This window comes from Ochrobactrum sp. CGA5 (assembly GCF_006345815.1).
Lineage (GTDB): Bacteria > Pseudomonadota > Alphaproteobacteria > Rhizobiales > Rhizobiaceae > Brucella.
The window spans coordinates 237,818-257,603 of the sequence record NZ_VCIG01000005.1; the positions used below are offsets into that span (position 1 = coordinate 237,818).

Consider the following 19,786-nt stretch of genomic DNA (forward strand, 5'->3'; position numbering starts at 1 on the left):
AGGGAACTATGGCGCATTTTACAATCAAGCTCCCTGATGTTGGTGAAGGTGTTGCCGAGGCCGAACTTGTCGAATGGCATGTAAAACTTGGCGATGTCGTGCGCGAGGATGATCTTCTTGCGGCTGTCATGACCGACAAGGCAACGGTGGAAATTCCATCGTCACGCGCCGGCAAGGTCATCGCCATCAATGGCGAAGTCGGCGAGAAGATCGCGGTCGGTTCCGAACTTGTCCGTCTGGAGATTGAGGGGGGGACGACAGAAGAACAGCCCGTCGAAAATGTTGAAGAAAATCCTGCTCTTGAAACTCCAGTACTGCTGCAAACGCCTGTCCCTCCAAAAGCTGCCCCCCCGCAGCGTGAGAGTGCAAGCCGCCCTTTTACCGGCGCTGGCCCGGTTCGTCAGGAAGGCGAAAAGCCGCTGGCAACCCCGTCCGTTAGATTGCGGGCCCGCGATGCAGGAGTCGATCTGCGCCGCGTTCGTGGAACGGGACCGGCTGGACGCATCACACATGAAGATCTCGACCTTTTTTTCCAGCAGGAAACAGGTGCGGCATCAACTCTCTCCGCTTACGCAGCCGATAGTTCGGTCAACGAGATCAAGGTCCTCGGCCTTCGGCGCAAGATTGCCGAACGCATGGCCGAGGCGAAGCGCCATATTCCGCATATTACAATCGTTGAGGAAGTCGACGTCAGCCAGATCGAGGAGTTGCGCACCAAGCTCAACCACGAGCAGAAAGAGGGACGTCCACGCCTCACGCTGTTGCCGTTCATCATCCGCGCGATAGTGAAAGCCGTGAAAGAACAGCCCGGTCTCAACGCGCATTTCGATGACGAGGCCGACATCATCCGCCAGTTCGGCGGTGTGCATATCGGCATCGCCACGCAGACGCCCAACGGCCTGATTGTGCCCGTGGTGCGCCATGCGGAAAGTATGAGTGTGTTCGCGGCAGCTTCGGAATTGTCGCGCGTGACCGAAGCAGCGCGCAACGGTACGGCGAAGCGGGAGGAACTGTCAGGTTCCACCATCACCATCACATCGCTTGGGCCGCTCGGTGCTATCGCCACGACACCGATCATAAACCGCCCGGAAGTGGCGATCGTCGGCATCAACAAGATCGCCATACGTCCGATGTGGGATGGTGCGCAGTTCGTAGCGCGCAAGATGATGAACCTGTCATGCAGTTTCGACCATCGGGTGATCGACGGCTGGGATGCGGCGGTCTTCGTGCAGAAGCTGAAAAGCCTGCTGGAGACGCCTGCCATGATTTTTGTAGAAGGCTGATCGAATGAGTGAGATTTCATGCAAACTCCTGATCATTGGTGGCGGTCCAGGCGGCTATGTCTGCGGCATCCGGGCAGGCCAGCTTGGCATCGATACGGTGCTGGTGGAAAAGACGCGGTTGGGCGGCACTTGCCTCAATGTCGGGTGCATTCCGTCAAAGGCGCTAATTCATGCCGCCGATGAGTTCCATCGCCTTTCCGTCTTTTCATCGAAGGGCGCACTCGGTATTTCGGCTCAGAACCCTGCTATTGATTTCGGCAAAACACTCGAATGGAAAGACGGCATTGTGAGCCGCCTCAACGGCGGTGTGGCAGGGCTCCTGAAACGGTCGCGCGTGCGTATGTTCCATGGACCTGCGCGCTTTCTCGACGGAAAAACCGTTTTTGTCGACACCGATACGGGCCGTCAGACCATCCATGCCGAAAATATCGTGATCGCCACGGGTTCGGCCCCGGTCGAAATTCAGGCGCTGCCGTTTGGCGGAAAAGTCATTTCGTCCACCGAAGCGCTGTCGCTGGAAAAAATCCCGGAAAAGTTTGCTATTGTTGGCGGCGGCTATATTGGGCTGGAGATTGGCACAGCCTTTGCCAAGCTGGGCGCAAAGGTCACTGTGGTGGAGGCAACCGACCGCATCCTGCCGCAGTATGATGCGGAACTGACACGTCCGGTTATGGCGCGCCTGAAGACGCTCGGCGTTGAAATCCTGACCAGCACTTCGGCCAAGGGGCTATCGAAGGATGAAGCCGGGCTGGACGTCCTGACTGCCGACGGAACCGCAAAAACAATCGAGGCCGACAAGATACTCGTCACCGTGGGCCGCAAGCCACAGACTGATGGCTGGGGCCTGAGCGAAATCCGTCTCGACATGGACGGACGTTTCATCCGCATCGATGAGCGTTGCCGCACTTCCATGCGTGGTGTCTATGCGATAGGCGATGTGACCGGCGAGCCGATGCTAGCCCATCGTGCCATGGCACAGGGCGAGATGGTGGCGGAAATTATCGCAGGTGGAAATCAGCTATGGGACAAACGCTGCATTCCCGCGGTCTGTTTCACCGATCCGGAGATCGTCACTGTCGGGCAGTCGCCGGACGAAGCGCGTCAAGCTGGTCATCAAATTCAGGTCGGCATCTTTCCGTTTCAAGCCAATGGCCGCGCCATGACGATTGAACGCGAAGACGGCATGATCCGTGTCGTTGCACGCGCGGATAATCACCTCATCCTCGGCATTCAGGCTGTAGGCTTTGGCATATCCGAGCTTTCGTCATCCTTCGCGCAGGCGGTCGAAATGGGCGCAAGGTTGGAAGACATTGCCGCCACCATCCACGCGCATCCGACAATGAGCGAAGGCTTTGCTGAAGCCTGCATGAAGGCGCTTGGCCATGCGTTACACGTTTGATGACTTGCGCTCGTGCCGCCAGACAAAAATGGCGGCACCGGCAACCATTGCAGCGAGCGCAAACCATGTGATTGCATAGGAAAGATGGCTGTTACGGAATTTCACGACCGTCAGCCCGCCAATGGGAAGTGCCCCTGCGTTGGCTGTTGCATCGGCATCGATGAAGTAAGGCGCAACCGCTCCAAGATTATCCTTCTGCGCAAAGGCTGCTACATCGCGCGAATTCCAGTCATTGCGTGCCGGATCGTTCGGGCGCAGGAAAAACCCATCCGGCTCTGGCATACGCAACAGGCCGGTTACAGTCGTTTCACCTGAAATCTGCTTTTCCTGACGTAATGATGGATCGCGCTTGTCACTTGGAACGAAGCCGCGATTGATGAAAGTCAGCGCGCCGTTCGGTGAACGCATCGGTGTCAGAACCCAATAGCCCGCACCGCGTTCGGTCAGCGCATGAACCAGCACTTCCTTGTCGTTTAGATAGGTTCCGGTAAGCGTCACATGACGGTACTCGTCGTCCTTCTGATTGACATTGGCCCAATCGTCAGGGCCGGGCGCTGCAACCGGCTCTGCGTGAACGCGCGCATCAACACGGGCGATGAGATCGAGTTTCCATTGAAGACGCTCGACCTGCCAAAATCCTAACCCCATGAAAAAAATAAAGAATAACACCCCTAGCACCGACATAAAACTAAGGAAAAACCGGGAAGAAGTTTTCCGAACTGTTTGTTCATTTTCGGGGGAGGGCATCATCTCGTCCTTCAATCACGGCAGCCAAAAGTGTCTGATGCAGAAACTGGCCTTCTATAGCAAAAATTTAATGGCAATAAAGGGTTGGACCACAAAAGCACGTGATCGCTAAATTTTAGCCGCAGGTAAGCCTGCGCATGCTGATGGGAAGGGAAGCGCGGAGACGCGAGGGGTGACAGCCGGGCAAATTCCGGTGGCATTTACGAACAGAGAAGCAGAGGATGCCGTGTTTTCTGCCGATCCATTCCTCTGAACTGAATGTCTCGGAAGATAAAATTACAGCGCCTGCCGCATCTCCGCTGAGTGCGTGGCGCCGGAAATTTTTTATTGCATCATCCTTATCAGGCAAGCTTGTGAATCTTGCGTCTGCGATGCGAGTAACCACCCTTCGACAGCCGCAAAACGTTGCAAACCTGTGTCCTGTCCTCCGACGGCTTCGGCATCTGTTCATGAATACGCCGTAAAATCTGTTGTGTAACTGTGCGTTCTTTATCGCTCGCGGCAGGACCGATAATAATGCTCTTCATCGATCATTCTCCCTATATTCTGGGCGCGAGACCGCCTCCGAGGCTATCTCGACCGATTATCAAGAATGTACGAATGAAGGAAGTATTAACCAATTTTTATGTCTTGACAAGCGCATTTGCGCAACAGTTTGCAACCTATTGCAAAGCATGAAGAAAAGCCGAGTCGCATGCACAATCCGGCTTCTTCAGGTTTCTGGTAATCAGTCGCGGTTGCCCGTCAGTATCTCACGCTTGCCAACATGATTGGCAGGGCCGACCAGACCGTCCTGCTCCATGCGCTCCACGAGCGAGGCGGCACGGTTATAGCCGATACCGAGGCGACGCTGGATGTAAGATGTGGAACACTTCTTATCACGCATCACGACCTTGATGGCCTGTTCATAGACGTCGTCGCCATCTTCCGAACCCATTGAAGTTGCGTCGAAAACGGCCGATTCAGGTGTCGCATCTTCTTCTTCCTCGTCTTCCGTGACAGTCGCGAGATAATCCGGGCGTCCCTGTTCCTTCAGGTGATTGACCACCTTTTCAACTTCTTCGTCGGAAACGAACGGGCCATGGACGCGAACAATACGTCCGCCGCCCGCCATGTGCAGCATATCGCCCTGACCGAGAAGCTGCTCCGCTCCCATTTCGCCAAGAATGGTACGGCTATCGATCTTCGAGGTGACCTGGAACGAAATACGGGTTGGGAAGTTCGCCTTGATCGTGCCGGTAATGACATCGACCGAAGGGCGCTGCGTAGCCATGATAAGATGGATACCAGCGGCGCGAGCCATCTGGGCAAGACGCTGCACAGCGCCTTCAATATCCTTGCCCGCGACCATCATCAGATCGGCCATTTCATCAATGATGACCACGATGTAAGGCATTGGCGTCAGGTCAAGCTCTTCCTGAATATAGGTGGGTTCGCCCGTTTCCTTGTCAAAGCCGGACTGTACCGTGCACATCACGGTTTCGCCCTTACCCTTTGCGGAGGCTGCGCGGGCGTTGAAGCCCTCGATGTTGCGCACGCCGAGCCGAGCCATCTTGCGATAGCGTTCTTCCATCTCGCGCACTGCCCATTTCAGGGCCACGACGGCCTTCTTGGGGTCGGTAACAACCGGGGTCAGCAGATGTGGAATACCGTCATAGATGGACAGTTCCAGCATCTTCGGATCGACCATGATCAGGCGGCATTCTTCCGGCTTGAACCGGTAGAGTAGCGAAAGGATCATCGTATTGATGGCAACAGACTTGCCTGATCCGGTAGTGCCCGCGACCAGCAGGTGGGGCATCTTTGCCAGCTCCGCAATGATCGGCTCGCCACCGATGCCTTTGCCGAGACAAAGCGGCAGGCGGTAGTTCGATGCCTCGAAGGTGCGGCTATCGATCATCTCACGCAGATACACCGTTTCACGATTAGCATTCGGCAGTTCGATACCAATGACGTTACGACCCGGTACAACGGCCACGCGAGCAGAAAGCGCCGACATGGAGCGGGCAATGTCGTCAGCCAGGCCGATGACACGCGAGGATTTCACGCCGGGTGCAGGTTCAAACTCGTAGAGCGTAACGACAGGACCGGGGCGGACATGAATGATTTCACCACGTACACCAAAATCTTCCAGAACGCTTTCCAAAAGCCCGGCGCTGCGCTCCAGCATTTCCTGCGTGATGACATTTCCGTCCTGTTCGGGCGGCATCTGCAAGAGATCGCGCGGCGGGAATTCATAAGTGCCGTGAATAACCGGTGCTTCGGCACGGGGGAGGGGCTGCGGTTGGTACAAGGCAATCGAAGGCGCTGTCTTGACCGGAGCAGGCTTTTCATTGGCTGGCTCTGGAGCCACCATTTCCTCGATAACATGCTCTTCCGCTTCTGCAACGGCGAGCACAACATCGTCTTCGGTGGCTTCGCCGACAACCTCGTGCGTAGCCTCATCTGGCGTCGCAACCGGCTGCACCGCGGGTGTTTCGACCTGAACGGCTGGGGCAGCAGGTTGTGGCGCAACCATTACAACCGCTTCGGGGACAGTCGGCACCTCTGCGACTGGCTGAACCTGGGCTACGGTAATGGCTTCCGGCTGCTTGTTCCATTCACGAATGCGGAATTGTGCCAGAATTGATTCAACGGTAGGCAGTGGCTTACGCGGTTCTGCCGGACGGGCAGAGACGGGAACCCCCAAAGGCACAAGCGTCGTATCGATGCCGCAACCCTCCCAGAATGCGAAATCTGAAAGATAGGTGAAAGCCGATGGACTGGCCGGATTCACAGCCTCGACCGAGACTGGAGCAATCTCCTGAACGGCTTCTGCGGGAGCGCTGATGACAGCAACGGGGACCGCAGGCATTGCAGGCGGCACCGGAGCAATTGGCGAACGCACCATACCTTGCGATACAGTTTTCTGGAGTTCAGCTACAGCCATAGGCTGCGCTTCCGCAACCTTCTCTACACTGATTGCAGGCGCAGCTTCGGCTGCATTTACCTGAGCGCGCTCGTTGATCCTTGGGAGTTCCTCGCCGCGACGGCGCAGAAGCTCGACTTCCGGGGTGCGCGTGAAGCGAACATTCTCACCGAGCGAGAAATGGATTTTCCAGGCATCGTCACTGACAGGATTTTGGCTTCCCGTCTGACCGCGAGGCTGCTTCGGGTCCTGAGCGTTCTCTGCGCCATTTCCTGTCGATTGGGGGAAATTTTCTCTCAAATTACGCATGATACCTGAACCATAGATACTGTCGCCTGAATGAACCCAAGTAATAAAAAATGAAGGTTAACAACCCCCTTCCGAAACCACCCCAAAGGCAGAAATTTCTCGCGTGTCATATATCATCCTGGAAGACAGGCCGACAATAATATCACCATCGGTTGTGTTCATAATGCTAATAAAATTAGATAATTAAAGTAATTACTTACATTAATTTATACGCATTGCAGCAATCAGGGGTGGTTTTCTCCGCCTGTTAGTTTTTGTGGTCGGCACCAGATGAGACTCGCATCCGAGACTCAATAGTTAGTCACGGGCCAGAGCCACCACCGGATCGAGTCTGGAGGCATTGCGGGCTGGAATAAAGCCGAACCCGATGCCGATCAAGCTGGAGCAAACAAGCGCAACCACGATGGATGTCGGTGAATAAATAAGCTGGAACATCGAACTGAACTGCGCAAACAAAAGCCCAAATCCAGCAGCGATGAGAACGCCGAGCACCCCGCCAATCATGCAGACCAGAATCGCCTCAATGAGAAACTGCTGTAGAATATCGCTTTGCCGCGCGCCGATGGCCATGCGTACACCGATTTCGTTGATTCTTTCAGAGACTGCGACCAGCATGATGTTCATCACTCCGATGCCGCCGACGAAAAGCGATATACCTGCAATGCTGGATACGAGAAGCGCGAGTGTCGCTGTGGTGGCCTGAATTGTTTTCTGCAAACTGTCGGTATTGAAGATGGAAAAGTCCTTCTCACCATGCCGTTTAGTTAGGAATGCCGTAATCAGCTTTTCAGCTTCCGACGGATCCATCGTATCAGCGACACGAACCACGATCATCTGCAATGAACGCGACCCCGTCATGCGTGTCTTCACTGTCGAATAGGGCAAGTAAGCTTCGAGTGTTTGAGCAGATCCCGGCCCTTGGTCTTCCGCCTTGACGACACCGACAATACGAACCGGTACATCTTTCAGAAGGATGATCTTGCCGATCACGGATCCGACCTCGTGTGGGAAAAGGGTCGTCTTGGCCGTTTCATCGATAACCGTGACCTGCGCCAGATCGTCAACATTGCGCTGATCGAAAAAGCGTCCTTCGAGCAGTTTGCTGTTACGAGTGGCAAAGTATTCCGCGCCGACACCATTCACCGACACACTGACTTCCTTGTCTCCGACGCGAATGGTAGAACTGGTTGTGTCAGACGGCGTGGCCGCGACGACATAGGGCAACTTTGCGATCTCCTCGGCATCACTCAGATTAAGTGTGGTAATCTGGGCTGCTTTGAGATCGCCAAATCCTCTGCCGGGACTGATATAAAGCGTATTTGTGCCAAGATCGCTGATCCGTTCCAGAATCTGCTGTTGCGACCCTTGTCCAAGCGCCACGACACAAACGACTGAAGCTGTGCCGATAATGATCCCCAGCATCGTCAGAAAAGTGCGCAACCGGTGTGCATTCATAGAACGAAGCGCCATAGCGAAAGCCTCGTTGAAGCGATCGCGGATTCCGGCGAGCCAACTTGGCCTGGTGCGCGGCTGTTCAACTGGCACGGAAGTCGCTGGCCGTTCAGTCTCCCTATTTGTCGTATCTGAGATGATTTCGCCATCGCGTATTTCGATGATGCGCTGCGCTCGCGCCGCAACCTGCCGGTCATGCGTGACGATAACAATCGTGCGTCCTTCGCGGTTCAGTTCCTGCAAGATGCCGAGAACTTCCTCGCCACTATGGCTATCGAGCGCACCCGTCGGTTCGTCCGCCAGAATGACTTCCGCATCGTTGATGAGCGCACGGGCGATGGATACACGCTGCTGCTGGCCACCGGAAAGCTGGCTCGGGCGGTGATGGGTGCGTTCCCCCATACCAAGCCGTTGAAGGATCATTTCGGCCCTGTCTCGCCGCTCCGCCTTTTTCTGGCCTGCATAAATCGCTGGAATCTCGACATTGCCGACAGCATCCAGCTCACCCAGCAGATGGTAGCGTTGAAAAATGAACCCGAAATGCTCGCGTCGCAGCTGCGCCAGTTCGTCGGCTTCAAGTTCCGACGTCGCACGACCGGAAATCAGATATTCGCCCTCTGACGGACGATCCAGACAGCCGAGAATATTCATCAGCGTGGATTTGCCCGAACCGGATGCACCGATGATCGCCACCATCTCGCCGCGCTTGATGGTCAGGTTCACATGTTTAAGAACCGTCGTGGATTCATCACCCGACGGATAGTGTCGGGAAACATCCTTGAGCGAGAGCAGCGGCGCATTATTCATTTCAGATACCGGCAGGGGATGGAGGGACGGACTGATTGTCGGTCACAACCCTGTCCCCTTCATTCAGGCCGGAACGGACTTCGCTGTTGATCTTGTCGGTAATGCCCGTTTCGACAGTTCGTTCTTCTATCTCATTGGTGCTTGTGACCACACGAACTGTATATTTTCCCGGCTCCTTGGTATCTTTGAGAGCTGTCACAGGGACGATCAACGCATTTTTTGCCTTAGCAAGCAGAATGTGCACCTCGGCTGTCATATAGGTCCTGAGCAGGCCATCTGGATTGGGAATGTTGAAAATGCCCTTGTAATAGACGGCCGAAGCGGTCGCTGCACTGGAAGAACTCGTGGCCGTCGTCGTGAAGCTCTTGTCGCTGACGATGGAATCCGGTGCGGGTTCTATCTTTTCAAGCTTTGCGTCATAACGCTTCAAATTCTGTCCTGATATGGTGAAATAAAGCGGCATTCCCTCGTGAACCTGTGTGATATCCGCCTCCGAAATGTCGGCCTCAACGGTCATCGTATCGAGCTGTCCAAGAATGGCGATTGTCGGTGCGCTCTGTTGTGCATTGACAGTCTGACCTTCCTGAACCACCGTCGCCAGGATCGTTCCATCAATAGGGGCGGTGATGCGGGTATAAGCGAGATTGGTCTCCGCGATCTGGACGTCAACTTTCGCTGCCGCGATTGCGGCTTCGCTGTTGGCGACCTGCGCTTCTTTCGACTTCACGGTGGCGATTGCCTTGTCATATTCCGCACGCGCCACGGCGTTTTTGCCGATCATCATCTGGTTTCGCGCCAAATCCTGACGGGCAAGTTCCAGATCGGCAAGATTCTGCGCGCGTGTGGCCTCGTTCTGACGAAGTGACGCCTGTGCCTTGTTCAGCTCGTTCTGCTGATTGGTGGAATCGATCAGCGCAACGACTTCTCCAGCCTTGATCTGTTGGCCCGGCTTCACCTTCAAAGAAAGAATACGACCAGTGGCCTGCGCGCCGATAGCAACCAGATTTTTCGGCCGTAACGTGCCCGTGGCAAGAACGGAACTTTCGATGTCACTGCGCCTGATTTCGGTCGTGGCGGGCAGGGGCTCTTCTTTCGTCAGGGAACGGACGACGAAATAACCCACAATCAGCAATGCGATGAGGACAGCCAGCCACAGGCGCCAGCGAAAGCGGCGTTTCGACTTGGGTTTCATAATGGTCTCTTGTCGGTTATCAGCGGAGGAAGCGCCGGCATCCTGACGATGCGCGGACCTGTATAGCCGTCAACGACTTCAGGCTTCGCAACATCAATGATGCCGTTCCAGCCGCCGCCCAGTGCTTTCTGCAGGGCAACATAATTCAAAACGAGGTCCGTGCGGGCCTGACTGAGATTGGTTTCTGCGCTGAGAAGGTCGCGCTGCGCGGTCAGCACATCCACGAAACTCTTGTTGCCCGCTCTGTATTGCTCCAGCGTCAGCTCGTTGATCTTCCGGCTGTTACCGACAATTTTCTGTAGTTGCGCGGTGCGCAGGCGGTTCTGGTTCAGCGATACGCTGGCATTCTCAACTTCGCTGAGCGCTGTCAAAATGGACTTTCTATAGGCGATGAACGATTGGTCGCGGACCGCACGCGCGGCATCCACATCTGCATTCAATTTTCCACCCTGGAAGATCGGGACGGTCAGACTGGGACCAAAAGCCCAACTGATCTTCGACAACTTTCCAAGATCGCCGAAATTGGCGCCGCCCGTATTGATGTTCCCTGTGAGGGAAACACTCGGATAGAGCAGGGCCTGCTTCTGGCCGACGCTGGCATTGGAGCTTGCATAATCACGCTCTGCTGCACGGACATCAGGGCGGCTGAGCAACAGACCAGCAGGCAAACCGGCCGAAACTTTGCGCGGGATCGTGGGAACCGGGCGCAACTTATCCAGAACAGTAGCCAATGCTGACGAAGACCGGCCCGTCAAAACGGACAACTGGTTCAGGTACTGGGCGTATTGAATTCGTAGTCCCGGAACCTGAGATTCAGTCGTGGCGGCTTGGGTCTCGGCGTTCAGAAGATCAACCTGAGAAATCTGCCCGGCCTCAAGCTGATTGCGCGTCAGCACTACGGTCTGCCTCTGGGAAGCTGCATTGCGCTGTGCGATGGCGATATTCGCCTGCGCACCGCGCAAGTTCGCATAATTGGTGGCGATGTCTCCGATCAGCGTAACGAGCGCTGCCCGCAATTGTTCATTTGCGGATTCGACACTGTAATAGGCGGCTTCGACACCGCGCTTGTTGCCGCCAAAAAGATCAAGCTCCCATGTCGTATCAAAGCCCATGCTCGAATGGTTGGACGCCATCAGATTGGGACCGTCTGAGCGCTTGTAGCTTCCCTGGCCATCCAGTTGAGGATAGAGCCCGCCGCCTGCCGAGGTGAAGTTGGCGCGAGCCTGCCGCACTTTGGCCTTCGCAGTCGCAACATCTGGGCTGCCTGCGATTCCATCCGCGATAAGTTGATCCAGAACCGGGTCTTTCAAGCTCTTCCACCAGTCGCCAAGTTGCGGCGCACGCCTGTCAGTATTGCTGTTCCACCCAGCAGGTGTCAGCACGTTCGGCTTCTGGTAGTCGGGACCTACGGTGACGCACGCCGCCAGCAATGGCAGGATACTTCCTAAAACAGTCAGGCGGACAAGCGGTGTCGTCAAAAAATTGGTCCTGAAATTCCGGTGCTGCTATCAAGTCAGTATTTGACCACCCCGAAAACGAGGCATCTTATACCTGCAACGGTTGTACCTGGGCATTCCAAACTCGTGGAGCATACCTTGGGTCGTACCGAGTCGCGGTTCGACAGCATATTGCCATCCATCGAATTCGAGCATCAGCGGATGAGCGAAGTCAATTGTGGCAATGCACAAGAAATATCAAGACTTGATGTGGAGCTTGTCGAGGGTCTGTTGTGGCTGACCCTTTTCGCGTTCAAGCCAGTCGGCAAGCGAATGTCGCTTTACGGCGCGTCCCCGCATGGGCTCAGCCATACACATTGAGTTGAGCACGGCTTCCTCAGTGGCTTCCACCGCTGCGCGAAACAATGTGTCGATACGGCTTTCGTTGAGCATTGCGATCTCGATTAAATCGCGCTCTTCGTCATGATCGAATGTCACAGCCGTTGAAAAGCCAACGGCAATATCGCCGCTGCCATGGCCCCAGAACGCGCCGAGACGCGCCAGCCCAGCGCCACAGCGGCGCGTTACGCGCTTGAGTTGGCGATGTTCCATCGGAACGTCGGTGGCAAGCACCAAAATGACCGATCCCTTTTCCGGCTGTGCTTCGGCCTTCGGTGAGGGTCTGCGTCCATCGGGAAGAACCAGATCACCAGCCCGACCGAAATTCGTCAGCGCCAGAACACCAAGATGACGGGGCTCACCATCAAGTTCGAATTGGCGTGAGGAGGTACCGATGCCACCCTTGAAGCCGAAGCAGCTCATGCCGGTGCCCGCACCGACATTGCCTTCGCCCACATTGGTTCCAGCAATCTTCAAGGCTTCCTGCGCGTCAGCTTCCGTGACCACCAAGGCTTGAATATCGTTGAGCGGACCGTCATTGCACTCCAGAACGACAGGATTGACGGTCGCTGTGGTCCGCCCGATATCGGGATTATTCGCAATCGCTTCGCGGATCAGTGCATTGGCGCAGGTTCCAACGCCAAACGTATTGGTGAGCAGGATCGGCGTTTCCAGCGTACCCAGTTCCTCGACCTGTACAAGGCCGGTACTCTTGCCAAAACCGTTGATGATATCGCAGGCCGCCAGCACCTTGCGGCGATACATGTTGCCGTCATGCGGAATGACTGCTGTCACGCCGGTATTTATGTCGCCGTTGCGTAAGGTGCGGTGCCCCACGCGCACGCCCGGCACATCCGTTATGGCGTTGTTCTCGCCTGGCTGCATGATGCCGCAAATGATGCCGTAGTCGCGTGCCTTGCCTGTCATGATCGCTATTCTGTCAAGAGGGGAACGGTCGTCACAGTTGATCGAACCCGATAGTTTATGGAAAGAACTCTTTCGTTGTAGAGGGCACGCTTTAATGGTGCCTCATGAATATCTTCTCTTACGTGATTGGCAACAGGCCGTCGATACAGTGGTCTGATTCCGACGTTTGCACCCCTCGGATATAAACGCTGAGCAAATGACAAAGTCAAAAAGACCACTATTAATCTACTGAATATAGTGGATTTTTCGAATTTGACGTTTGAAACGAGATTTCTATCGGACGGTTATCAAGCGCAAATTCAATCCACTAAAGTATCGGCTCCGCCCCCGTGCGCGCCATATCCATGTAAATCTCCTGCAAGCGACGGGTGATTGGTCCCGGCTTGCCCTCGGAGATCGCGTGATCCTGAATGCCGATAATCGGCGTCACGAAGCTTGATGCGCTCGTGAGAAATGCTTCCTTGGCGGCTTTGGCCTCATCGACCGTGAACAGGCGCTCCTCGATGCGAAGGTTCTGTTCTTCCGCGATCTTGATGACGGCGCGGCGCGTGCATCCAGGCAGGATGGCATGCGAATTTGGGCGGGTCACCAGCACATTCTCATTGGTGATGATGAACGCCGTCGATGAACCACCCTCGGTGACGAAGCCGTCTTCAACCAGCCAGACTTCGTGGTAACCCTTGCTTTTGGCCTGCTTCTTCGCCAGCACTTGTGCGAGAAGCATGACGGTTTTGATGTCACGACGCGCCCAGCGCGTGTCGGGTGCGACATCCACACGAACACCATTCTGGACCGATGGCGAATTGGCTAGCTTCTTGGCCTGCGTGAACATGACGAAATTCGGTTTGATGTCGTCAGCATAGACGAAATCGCGCTCGGCTTCGCCGCGCGTGACCTGCATATAGACGACGCCTTCACGGAGTTTGTTGCGCTTTATCAGCTCGATCTGTGCCGCGCGGATGGCATCGAGAGAAGCAGGTAATGGCATTCCGAGCTCCTTGACGGATCGCTCCAGACGCGCGAGGTGAAGCTCGTTATCGACAAGACGGCCATCAATCACAGCGCTGACTTCGTAAATCCCGTCACCAAAAAGAAAGCCGCGATCGAACACCGACACCTTCGCTTCGCTTTCAGCGACGAAAGCGCCGTTCAAATAAATTTCTCTGGCCAAAATACGTCCTCGGACATCTAAGTGATTGGTTGCGCGCATCCGGAAATTCCGCTTTTCCCGAACGGATGTGCGTTTAAAACGCTCTGCCGTGACGGTAGGGAAAAACCTTTGGAGCTGCCAATGCTATGTTTTGCAATCACTATGCAGAAATTGCATAAGGAGGAAGGCAGCCAGTGAGTAGGGCAGCAGGGACCGCAGACAAGGTCTCGTTCGTGCCGCTTCAAACAACCCGCTCACTTGGTATGCTGTCTGATTGTCCTTTGCCGGAAAGGCCCCGACCCAATGGAACTCAAATGGCTGGAAGACTTCATCGCGTTGGCAGCAACGTCGAGTTTCTCGCGTGCGGCTGATGCTCGTCATGTGACGCAATCCGCATTTTCCCGCCGCATCAAACAGCTTGAACTCTGGCTCGGTGTCACACTCGTCAATCGCGCGACTTTTCCTGCGGAGCTTACCCGCGAGGGACGAACCTTCCTGCCTGTCGCACAGGATGCGGTCCGCCAGTTCTACAATACACGCAAGGCACTGCAACCGAGCCGCGAGGTTCAAAACCCTGTCCTCACATTTTCAGCGCTGCACACGCTGACGGTCACATTCTTTCCAAACTGGCTGAAACAGATTGATAATGATGTCGGTGGCATTCGTTCTCTGCTCAGCCCGGATCGCGGCGGTTTCGAGGATAATATCGCGACGCTGACAGAAGGAGAGGTTCACTTCCTCCTGACCTATGCCCATAATTCGGTGCCGATCCTGATCGACCGCACCCAGTTTCCCTATATCGTGCTCGGTACGGAACGGCTGATGCCAGTCTCGCGCCCATCGCCGACGGGGCCAATCCTCGACCACGCCATCGCAAGCGGGGAGCCGCTGCCATATTTGAGCTATGGCGACTTTTCTTTCTTTGGTGTTGCCTTGTCGCAGAAATTTGCGGCTGGCACTGCCTTCAAGCGTCGGGTGGTTCACGAAAATACCATGTCGATCGGTCTGAAGGCCATGGCGCTTGCAGGTTGGGGCCTAGCCTGGTTGCCTGAAAGCCTCATCTATGATGAACTGCAACGCGGTGAACTCGTACCGGCTTCGGTCGACCCCTATTGGGATTTCACCGTCGAAGTCCGCATCTATCGTCATGATGCGGCGCTTCCGGCACATGCCGAAAGCTTCTGGGAATACTTGCTGGCAAAAGATCGGACAATATCCGAAAAGGGCGATTGACAGCGGCCTATCGTCGGCGCTGTAAAATGTAGCCTATCTTCAGCCGGTAGCAGGGGACATATCGCGGCATGAAAGTTACCATCGAACAGACGCTTGATCAGGCGGGTACGGGCGCATTTCAGCGTGGTCTTCTGGGTGTGTTCGGTCTTGTCTGGGCTGCCGACGCCATGCAGGTGCTCGCCGTCGGCTTTACCGGCGCTGCCATTGCAAAGACCTTCGGACTGACCATTCCACAGGCGTTGCAGACCGGCACCCTGTTTTTTCTCGGCATGTTGATTGGCGCAGCAGTGTTCGGCAGACTGGCCGATAAATATGGTCGCCGTCGCGTGCTTCTCATCACTGTCGCCTGCGATGCCGTTTTCGGACTACTCTCGGCATTCGCACCGAGTTTCGGCGTTTTGCTCGCCCTGCGCTTCATGACGGGGGTCGCTGTAGGCGGAACATTGCCGGTCGACTATGCGATGATGGCTGAATTTCTTCCCGCCAAAAATCGCGGGCGCTGGCTTGTCATGCTCGAAGGCTTCTGGGCAGTCGGCACCGTTATCATAGCTCTTGCTGCATGGGCCACCAGCCTTGCAGGCGTAGAGGATGCCTGGCGCTATATCTTCATCGTCACCGCTGCACCAGCTCTGATCGGTATCTGGCTACGTCTCTGGGTACCGGAATCTCCGATGCATCTGTTGAAGTCAGGACGCCAGGAAGAAGCGAAATCGGTCATGAACCGCGTGCTTCGCCGCAATGGCAAACCGGAGTTGCCGCCGAAGGCCCGGCTCGAAGCCCCCTTTATGGTGACGGGGGAAAAGCTTCTTTCGCCCAATCTGCGCCAGCGAACGCTGACGACGATGGCAATCTGGTTTCTCGTTTCGGTGTCCTATTACGGCATTTTCACCTGGATACCGGCAAAGCTCGCCGGTGACGGTTTCGGTTTCGTTCGCGGCTATGGTTTCCTCGTTGTCGTTGCGCTCGCACAACTACCGGGTTACGCGCTCGCGGCTTATGGCGTTGAAGCATGGGGACGAAAGAAGACGCTCATCACGTTCCTGTTCATCAGCGCCGCCGCATGCGCGCTGTTTACTGTTGCCAACAGTTCGGCGGTTGTCGGAGCATCCATTCTCATCATGAGTTTTGCTCTGCTTGGTACATGGGGCGCGCTTTACGCTTTCACGCCGGAGCTTTATCCGACAGGCTTGCGCGCAAGCGGGATGGGAGCGGCAGGGGCGATGGCTCGCCTTGGCGGCTTGCTCGCGCCATCCGCGCTGGCGCTCGTCATCAGCCAGAGCTTTTATCTTGCAGTGGCATTATTCGCAGGACTTCTGGCGCTGGCAGGCATCATCGCCTTTTTCATCGATGTGGAAACCCGACAGAAGGCTCTGAGCTAGGAAAAATAAGCCGGGAAGGCTCACATGGTTTCCCGGCTTGATCTGTTATAAAAAAGTGGCCACCACAAAATCGCCGCAAAAACAACAGTCGCTCACCACAATTGAAGGGCGGTTTCTGTCGCTTTTCCATGCCAAAAATCGCGTTTGGAGGCTGTCAGCGCGATTTTCTGAATGTCAGATTAAGGCGAAACGGACCCAGTTTTTCATGCTCGTCTCGCTTTAGGGCGAGTATACCGTGATAGAAGAGACGTGACGGCCCACCCCACACGACAACGTCACCGTGATGCAGAAGGTACTTTTTAATCGGATCGGTTCGCTTCAACCCGCCGAACTGGAAAGTCGCGGGCAGACCGAGCGACACCGAAACAATCGGATTCTTGAAATCCCGCTCGTCCTTATCCTGATGCAATGAAAGTTTCGCGCCCGGTTCATAACGATTGATGAGGCAGGCATCTGGCTCGAAATCAGAATAACCGGCTTCACGGGCAGCCGTTCGGGCAAGCGTGCTAAACACATCCGGCATCGCCGGCCAAGGCAGACCAGTCTCCGGGTCGTCTGCGCTGTAGCGATAGCCGGTACGGTCGGTGACCCATCCAAAATTCCCGCAATTCGTCATCGCAACCGACATGCGATACCCGCCGGGAGTGGTCATATGCCGAAAAGGTGCGACAGCGGAAACATCCGTCACAGCCTTCAGAACAGCATCATCTCCGGGAAGCGCGAAGGCACGCAGAAGAATGGCTCCGGGCGCCATAACTTCACGTGGTTCAATCTGGTCGAAAAGATCTCTCATGCTACCCTTTTAGCATGAGTTTGAAAGGGTGCCTCCCGAAACCTGCTTTCAAAGCTAAGCCAATTCGGGTTTTCAAAGTTTGAGCCGAATCAGCCCGGACAGCGACGTTTTTCCACGCTCTGAAAGCTCATCCCAAGAGGATAAACTTCACTTGATACGCACCTTCAAGAGAGACGTTACAAGACCAGAACCCACTTTTGTATATATATGTATAGACAACTTATAAAAAAGGTGGTCCTATAGTAGGGAGACCACAAAAAATTGCTAAACATTAGGGTCAGAACAAGTAGAAGTTCGGGCGACACTATTGTTTTGCCAAAGGTCCGCAGGGGAACATGATGCAGGTTTTATCGCTTTTCGACCTTAGCGGGCGTAAAGCGCTGGTTACCGGTGCAAGCCGGGGACTGGGACAGGCTATCGCCGAAGCACTTGCCTCGGCTGGTGCCGACGTTGCCATTACAGCGCGCAGGTCCGACGATCTCTCAGAAACGGCGTCCCGTATCGCTGCCCATGGCCGCGCTTCTGTAACTCTTTCGCTTGATGTGCGGGATGTTGCGGCCTGTGGCACCGCCGTCACCCAGGCGACGGAAGCGCTCGGTGGCCTTGATATTCTTGTCAACAATGCTGGTTACGAAGAAATCCGTCCCTCGCTTGATGTGGACGAGGCGCTGTGGGATCGTATCGTAGCGACCAATCTCAAAGGCGCATTCTTCTGTGCGCAAGCCGCTGCCCGCCACATGACGGAGAGCGGGAAAGGCGGGGCGATCATCAATCTGTGCTCGCTCACTTCCTATGTCGGCGTGCCGACCGCCGCGCCCTACGGCTCTTCCAAGTCTGGCCTCGTGGGCATGACCCATGCTCTGGCGACCGAATGGGCACCATCCGGCATCCGCGTCAACGGCATTGCGCCGGGCTATTTCCGCACGGCCATGACCGATGTGTTCTACGAGAATGAAGACTGGCAGAAGGCAATGCTGGGCAAAATTCCGCAGGGGCGTTTTGGTGTGATGGAAGATGTTGCAGGGGCCGTGGTATTTCTGGCAAGCGCCGCATCGTCCTATGTCACGGGGCAGGTTATCCCGATTGACGGCGGCTATCTCGCATCAATCTGATATTCTCAAGAGAAACATCAGCAGATTGCGAAATAGGATTGAAATAACTTCATAAAGCACCTTCCAGTGCTTTGACTGAAATGGGAAACAGCGATGAATACAACCGAAACCGGAACTGGCCGTAAAGTCTCCAACGGACCGGCTGCCGTATCGGTCAACAATGTCAGCATGATCTATAACGGCTTCCATGCCGTGCGTGCGGCATCTTTCGATCTCGCCAAGGGCCGTTTTCTGACCATTCTCGGGCCTTCGGGTTCTGGCAAGACGACGCTTCTCCGTCTCATTGCCGGCTTTCAAAGGCCAAGCATTGGTGAGATATTCATCAACGGCGAAGCTGTCAGCGCCGTGCCGCCGCACAAGCGCTCCATCGGCATGGTTTTCCAAAAACTGGCGCTTTTCCCGCATATGACGGCGGCTGAGAATGTCGCGTTTCCGCTAAAGATGCGCCGTTTCGATGCGCGCTCAATCCCCGAGCGGGTGGAGCGCTATCTCGATCTTGTTCGTCTGAACGGCCTCGGCGGGCGGCGTGTGCACGAGCTTTCCGGTGGCCAGCAGCAGCGTGTTGCTATCGCACGCGCCCTGGTTTTTGAACCAGACCTGCTTCTGCTCGACGAACCTCTGGCCGCACTCGATCGCAAGCTGCGCGAGGAAATGCAGCTTGAATTCCGCCGTATCCAGCGGGAGCTTGGGGTCACGACCATCAACGTCACCCACGATCAGCGCGAAGCGCTCGTCGTGTCTGACGAAATCATCGTCATGGATGGCGGGGAAATCCAGCAGATGGCGCGGCCATCTGAAACTTACCGCAACCCGTCCAATGCCTTTGTGGCGAATTTCATCGGCGTCACCAATTTCATTTCTGGCACGGCATCTTCGCTCGACGGCAATCTTGTGCGGGTCGATGCGGGAACGGCTCTGGTCGGCATGGTGGGCGATGGGGCCGGCGAGGGGCGCGGACCGGTTGCCGCCAACGCAAATGTCTCGTGCGCAATCCGCGCCGAACAGATCCGTATCGGCGGCAGCGCCGCAGCGCATGCAGAACTCGATACCGTGCTTGAAGGCATCGTTACGGATGCGATCTTCGAGGGCGAACGCATTGTCTATGAATTGCGGGTTCCTGCCTTGGGAAACGTGTTGATGCGCGTTTTCGACCACGACCCCATCGGCCACAGCCAGTTTGCAGAAGGCGAAACCGTGCATCTTGGCTGGAACGCCCGCGATCTCATCGTCTTTACCGCATGAACTAACACGTTACGGGGA

General features: G+C 55.6%; 15 protein-coding genes. 6 read left to right on the top strand and 9 right to left on the bottom strand.

Translation table 11 applies throughout. The features are described from left to right. Positions 1-8 precede the first annotated feature (8 nt). Both FJQ48_RS05835 and lpdA read left to right on the top strand, forming a co-directional pair. A complete protein-coding gene (locus tag FJQ48_RS05835; protein WP_139974256.1) occupies positions 9-1,283 on the top strand; it encodes a dihydrolipoamide acetyltransferase family protein in 1,275 nt (424 codons plus the stop codon). 4 nt (positions 1,284-1,287) lie between these two features. Then, positions 1,288-2,682, top strand: a complete 1,395-nt coding sequence (gene lpdA / locus FJQ48_RS05840) for a dihydrolipoyl dehydrogenase (RefSeq protein ID WP_139974257.1) — start codon at positions 1,288-1,290, stop codon at positions 2,680-2,682. On the opposite strand, the gene FJQ48_RS05845 is transcribed toward lpdA, so the two are convergent. From FJQ48_RS05845 to FJQ48_RS05880, 8 genes are all read right to left on the bottom strand, one after another. Next, the gene (locus tag FJQ48_RS05845) at positions 2,671-3,432 is read right to left on the bottom strand and encodes an SURF1 family protein (RefSeq protein ID WP_139974258.1); all 762 of its coding nucleotides are present in this window, start codon (positions 3,430-3,432) and stop codon (positions 2,671-2,673) included. The two genes, lpdA and FJQ48_RS05845, sit on opposite strands and share 12 nt — an antisense overlap. A 338-nt stretch (positions 3,433-3,770) precedes the next feature. Next, positions 3,771-3,956 carry a hypothetical protein gene (locus FJQ48_RS05850; protein WP_139974259.1) on the bottom strand — a complete coding sequence of 62 codons (186 nt, stop codon included), beginning with the start codon at positions 3,954-3,956 and terminating at the stop codon, positions 3,771-3,773. 200 nt (positions 3,957-4,156) lie between these two features. Beyond that, on the bottom strand, positions 4,157-6,646 hold the full coding sequence (locus tag FJQ48_RS05855) for a DNA translocase FtsK (RefSeq protein WP_139974260.1): 2,490 nt from the start codon (positions 6,644-6,646) through the stop codon (positions 4,157-4,159). A gap of 297 nt (positions 6,647-6,943) precedes the next feature. Beyond that, the gene (locus tag FJQ48_RS05860) at positions 6,944-8,905 is read right to left on the bottom strand and encodes a MacB family efflux pump subunit (protein WP_139974261.1); all 1,962 of its coding nucleotides are present in this window, start codon (positions 8,903-8,905) and stop codon (positions 6,944-6,946) included. Position 8,906: 1 nt separating this feature from the next. Next, positions 8,907-10,097, bottom strand: coding sequence for an efflux RND transporter periplasmic adaptor subunit (locus FJQ48_RS05865; RefSeq protein ID WP_139974262.1), 1,191 nt, complete (start codon positions 10,095-10,097; stop codon positions 8,907-8,909). Beyond that, positions 10,094-11,575, bottom strand: a complete 1,482-nt coding sequence (locus FJQ48_RS05870; protein WP_139974263.1) for an efflux transporter outer membrane subunit — start codon at positions 11,573-11,575, stop codon at positions 10,094-10,096. The genes FJQ48_RS05865 and FJQ48_RS05870 overlap by 4 nt, the downstream gene beginning before the upstream one ends. Positions 11,576-11,791: 216 nt before the next feature. Beyond that, a complete protein-coding gene (locus FJQ48_RS05875) occupies positions 11,792-12,859 on the bottom strand; it encodes a P1 family peptidase (RefSeq protein WP_139974264.1) in 1,068 nt (355 codons plus the stop codon). A 307-nt stretch (positions 12,860-13,166) separates the two neighbouring features. After that, on the bottom strand, positions 13,167-14,030 hold the full coding sequence (locus FJQ48_RS05880; protein WP_247870300.1) for a D-amino-acid transaminase: 864 nt from the start codon (positions 14,028-14,030) through the stop codon (positions 13,167-13,169). Positions 14,031-14,312: 282 nt separating this feature from the next. On the opposite strand from FJQ48_RS05880, the gene FJQ48_RS05885 reads away from it, so the two are divergent. Together FJQ48_RS05885 and FJQ48_RS05890 are read left to right on the top strand one after the other, a co-directional pair. After that, entirely contained in the window at positions 14,313-15,242 is a 930-nt protein-coding gene (locus tag FJQ48_RS05885) for a LysR family transcriptional regulator (protein WP_139974266.1), read from the top strand. A gap of 68 nt (positions 15,243-15,310) precedes the next feature. After that, complete coding sequence (locus FJQ48_RS05890) at positions 15,311-16,621, top strand: MFS transporter (protein ID WP_139974267.1); 1,311 nt, start codon at positions 15,311-15,313, stop codon at positions 16,619-16,621. Between the two features lie 154 nt (positions 16,622-16,775). On the opposite strand, the gene alkB is transcribed toward FJQ48_RS05890, so the two are convergent. Then, entirely contained in the window at positions 16,776-17,414 is a 639-nt protein-coding gene (gene alkB, locus FJQ48_RS05895; RefSeq protein WP_139974268.1) for a DNA oxidative demethylase AlkB, read from the bottom strand. A gap of 338 nt (positions 17,415-17,752) precedes the next feature. Between alkB and FJQ48_RS05900 the strand changes: the two genes are divergently transcribed. Together FJQ48_RS05900 and FJQ48_RS05905 are read left to right on the top strand one after the other, a co-directional pair. After that, the gene (locus FJQ48_RS05900) at positions 17,753-18,526 is read left to right on the top strand and encodes a glucose 1-dehydrogenase (RefSeq protein WP_139974612.1); all 774 of its coding nucleotides are present in this window, start codon (positions 17,753-17,755) and stop codon (positions 18,524-18,526) included. 93 nt (positions 18,527-18,619) lie between these two features. Continuing rightward, a complete protein-coding gene (locus FJQ48_RS05905) occupies positions 18,620-19,768 on the top strand; it encodes an ABC transporter ATP-binding protein (protein WP_139974269.1) in 1,149 nt (382 codons plus the stop codon). Positions 19,769-19,786: the final 18 nt, after the last annotated feature.

Excerpts from the sequence above, each read along its gene's own strand:
- FJQ48_RS05865 (WP_139974262.1), bottom strand. The coding sequence starts at position 10,097 with ATGAAACCCAAGTCGAAACGCCGCTTTCGCTGGCGCCTGTGGCTGGCT.
- FJQ48_RS05850 (WP_139974259.1), bottom strand. The coding sequence starts at position 3,956 with ATGAAGAGCATTATTATCGGTCCTGCCGCGAGCGATAAAGAACGCACA.
- FJQ48_RS05855 (WP_139974260.1), bottom strand. The coding sequence starts at position 6,646 with ATGCGTAATTTGAGAGAAAATTTCCCCCAATCGACAGGAAATGGCGCA.
- FJQ48_RS05890 (WP_139974267.1), top strand. The coding sequence starts at position 15,311 with ATGAAAGTTACCATCGAACAGACGCTTGATCAGGCGGGTACGGGCGCA.
- FJQ48_RS05845 (WP_139974258.1), bottom strand. The coding sequence starts at position 3,432 with ATGATGCCCTCCCCCGAAAATGAACAAACAGTTCGGAAAACTTCTTCC.
- FJQ48_RS05900 (WP_139974612.1), top strand. The coding sequence starts at position 17,753 with ATGCAGGTTTTATCGCTTTTCGACCTTAGCGGGCGTAAAGCGCTGGTT.
- FJQ48_RS05835 (WP_139974256.1), top strand. The coding sequence starts at position 9 with ATGGCGCATTTTACAATCAAGCTCCCTGATGTTGGTGAAGGTGTTGCC.
- FJQ48_RS05885 (WP_139974266.1), top strand. The coding sequence starts at position 14,313 with ATGGAACTCAAATGGCTGGAAGACTTCATCGCGTTGGCAGCAACGTCG.
- lpdA (WP_139974257.1), top strand. The coding sequence starts at position 1,288 with ATGAGTGAGATTTCATGCAAACTCCTGATCATTGGTGGCGGTCCAGGC.
- alkB (WP_139974268.1), bottom strand. The coding sequence starts at position 17,414 with ATGAGAGATCTTTTCGACCAGATTGAACCACGTGAAGTTATGGCGCCC.
- FJQ48_RS05875 (WP_139974264.1), bottom strand. The coding sequence starts at position 12,859 with ATGACAGGCAAGGCACGCGACTACGGCATCATTTGCGGCATCATGCAG.
- FJQ48_RS05860 (WP_139974261.1), bottom strand. The coding sequence starts at position 8,905 with ATGAATAATGCGCCGCTGCTCTCGCTCAAGGATGTTTCCCGACACTAT.
- FJQ48_RS05905 (WP_139974269.1), top strand. The coding sequence starts at position 18,620 with ATGAATACAACCGAAACCGGAACTGGCCGTAAAGTCTCCAACGGACCG.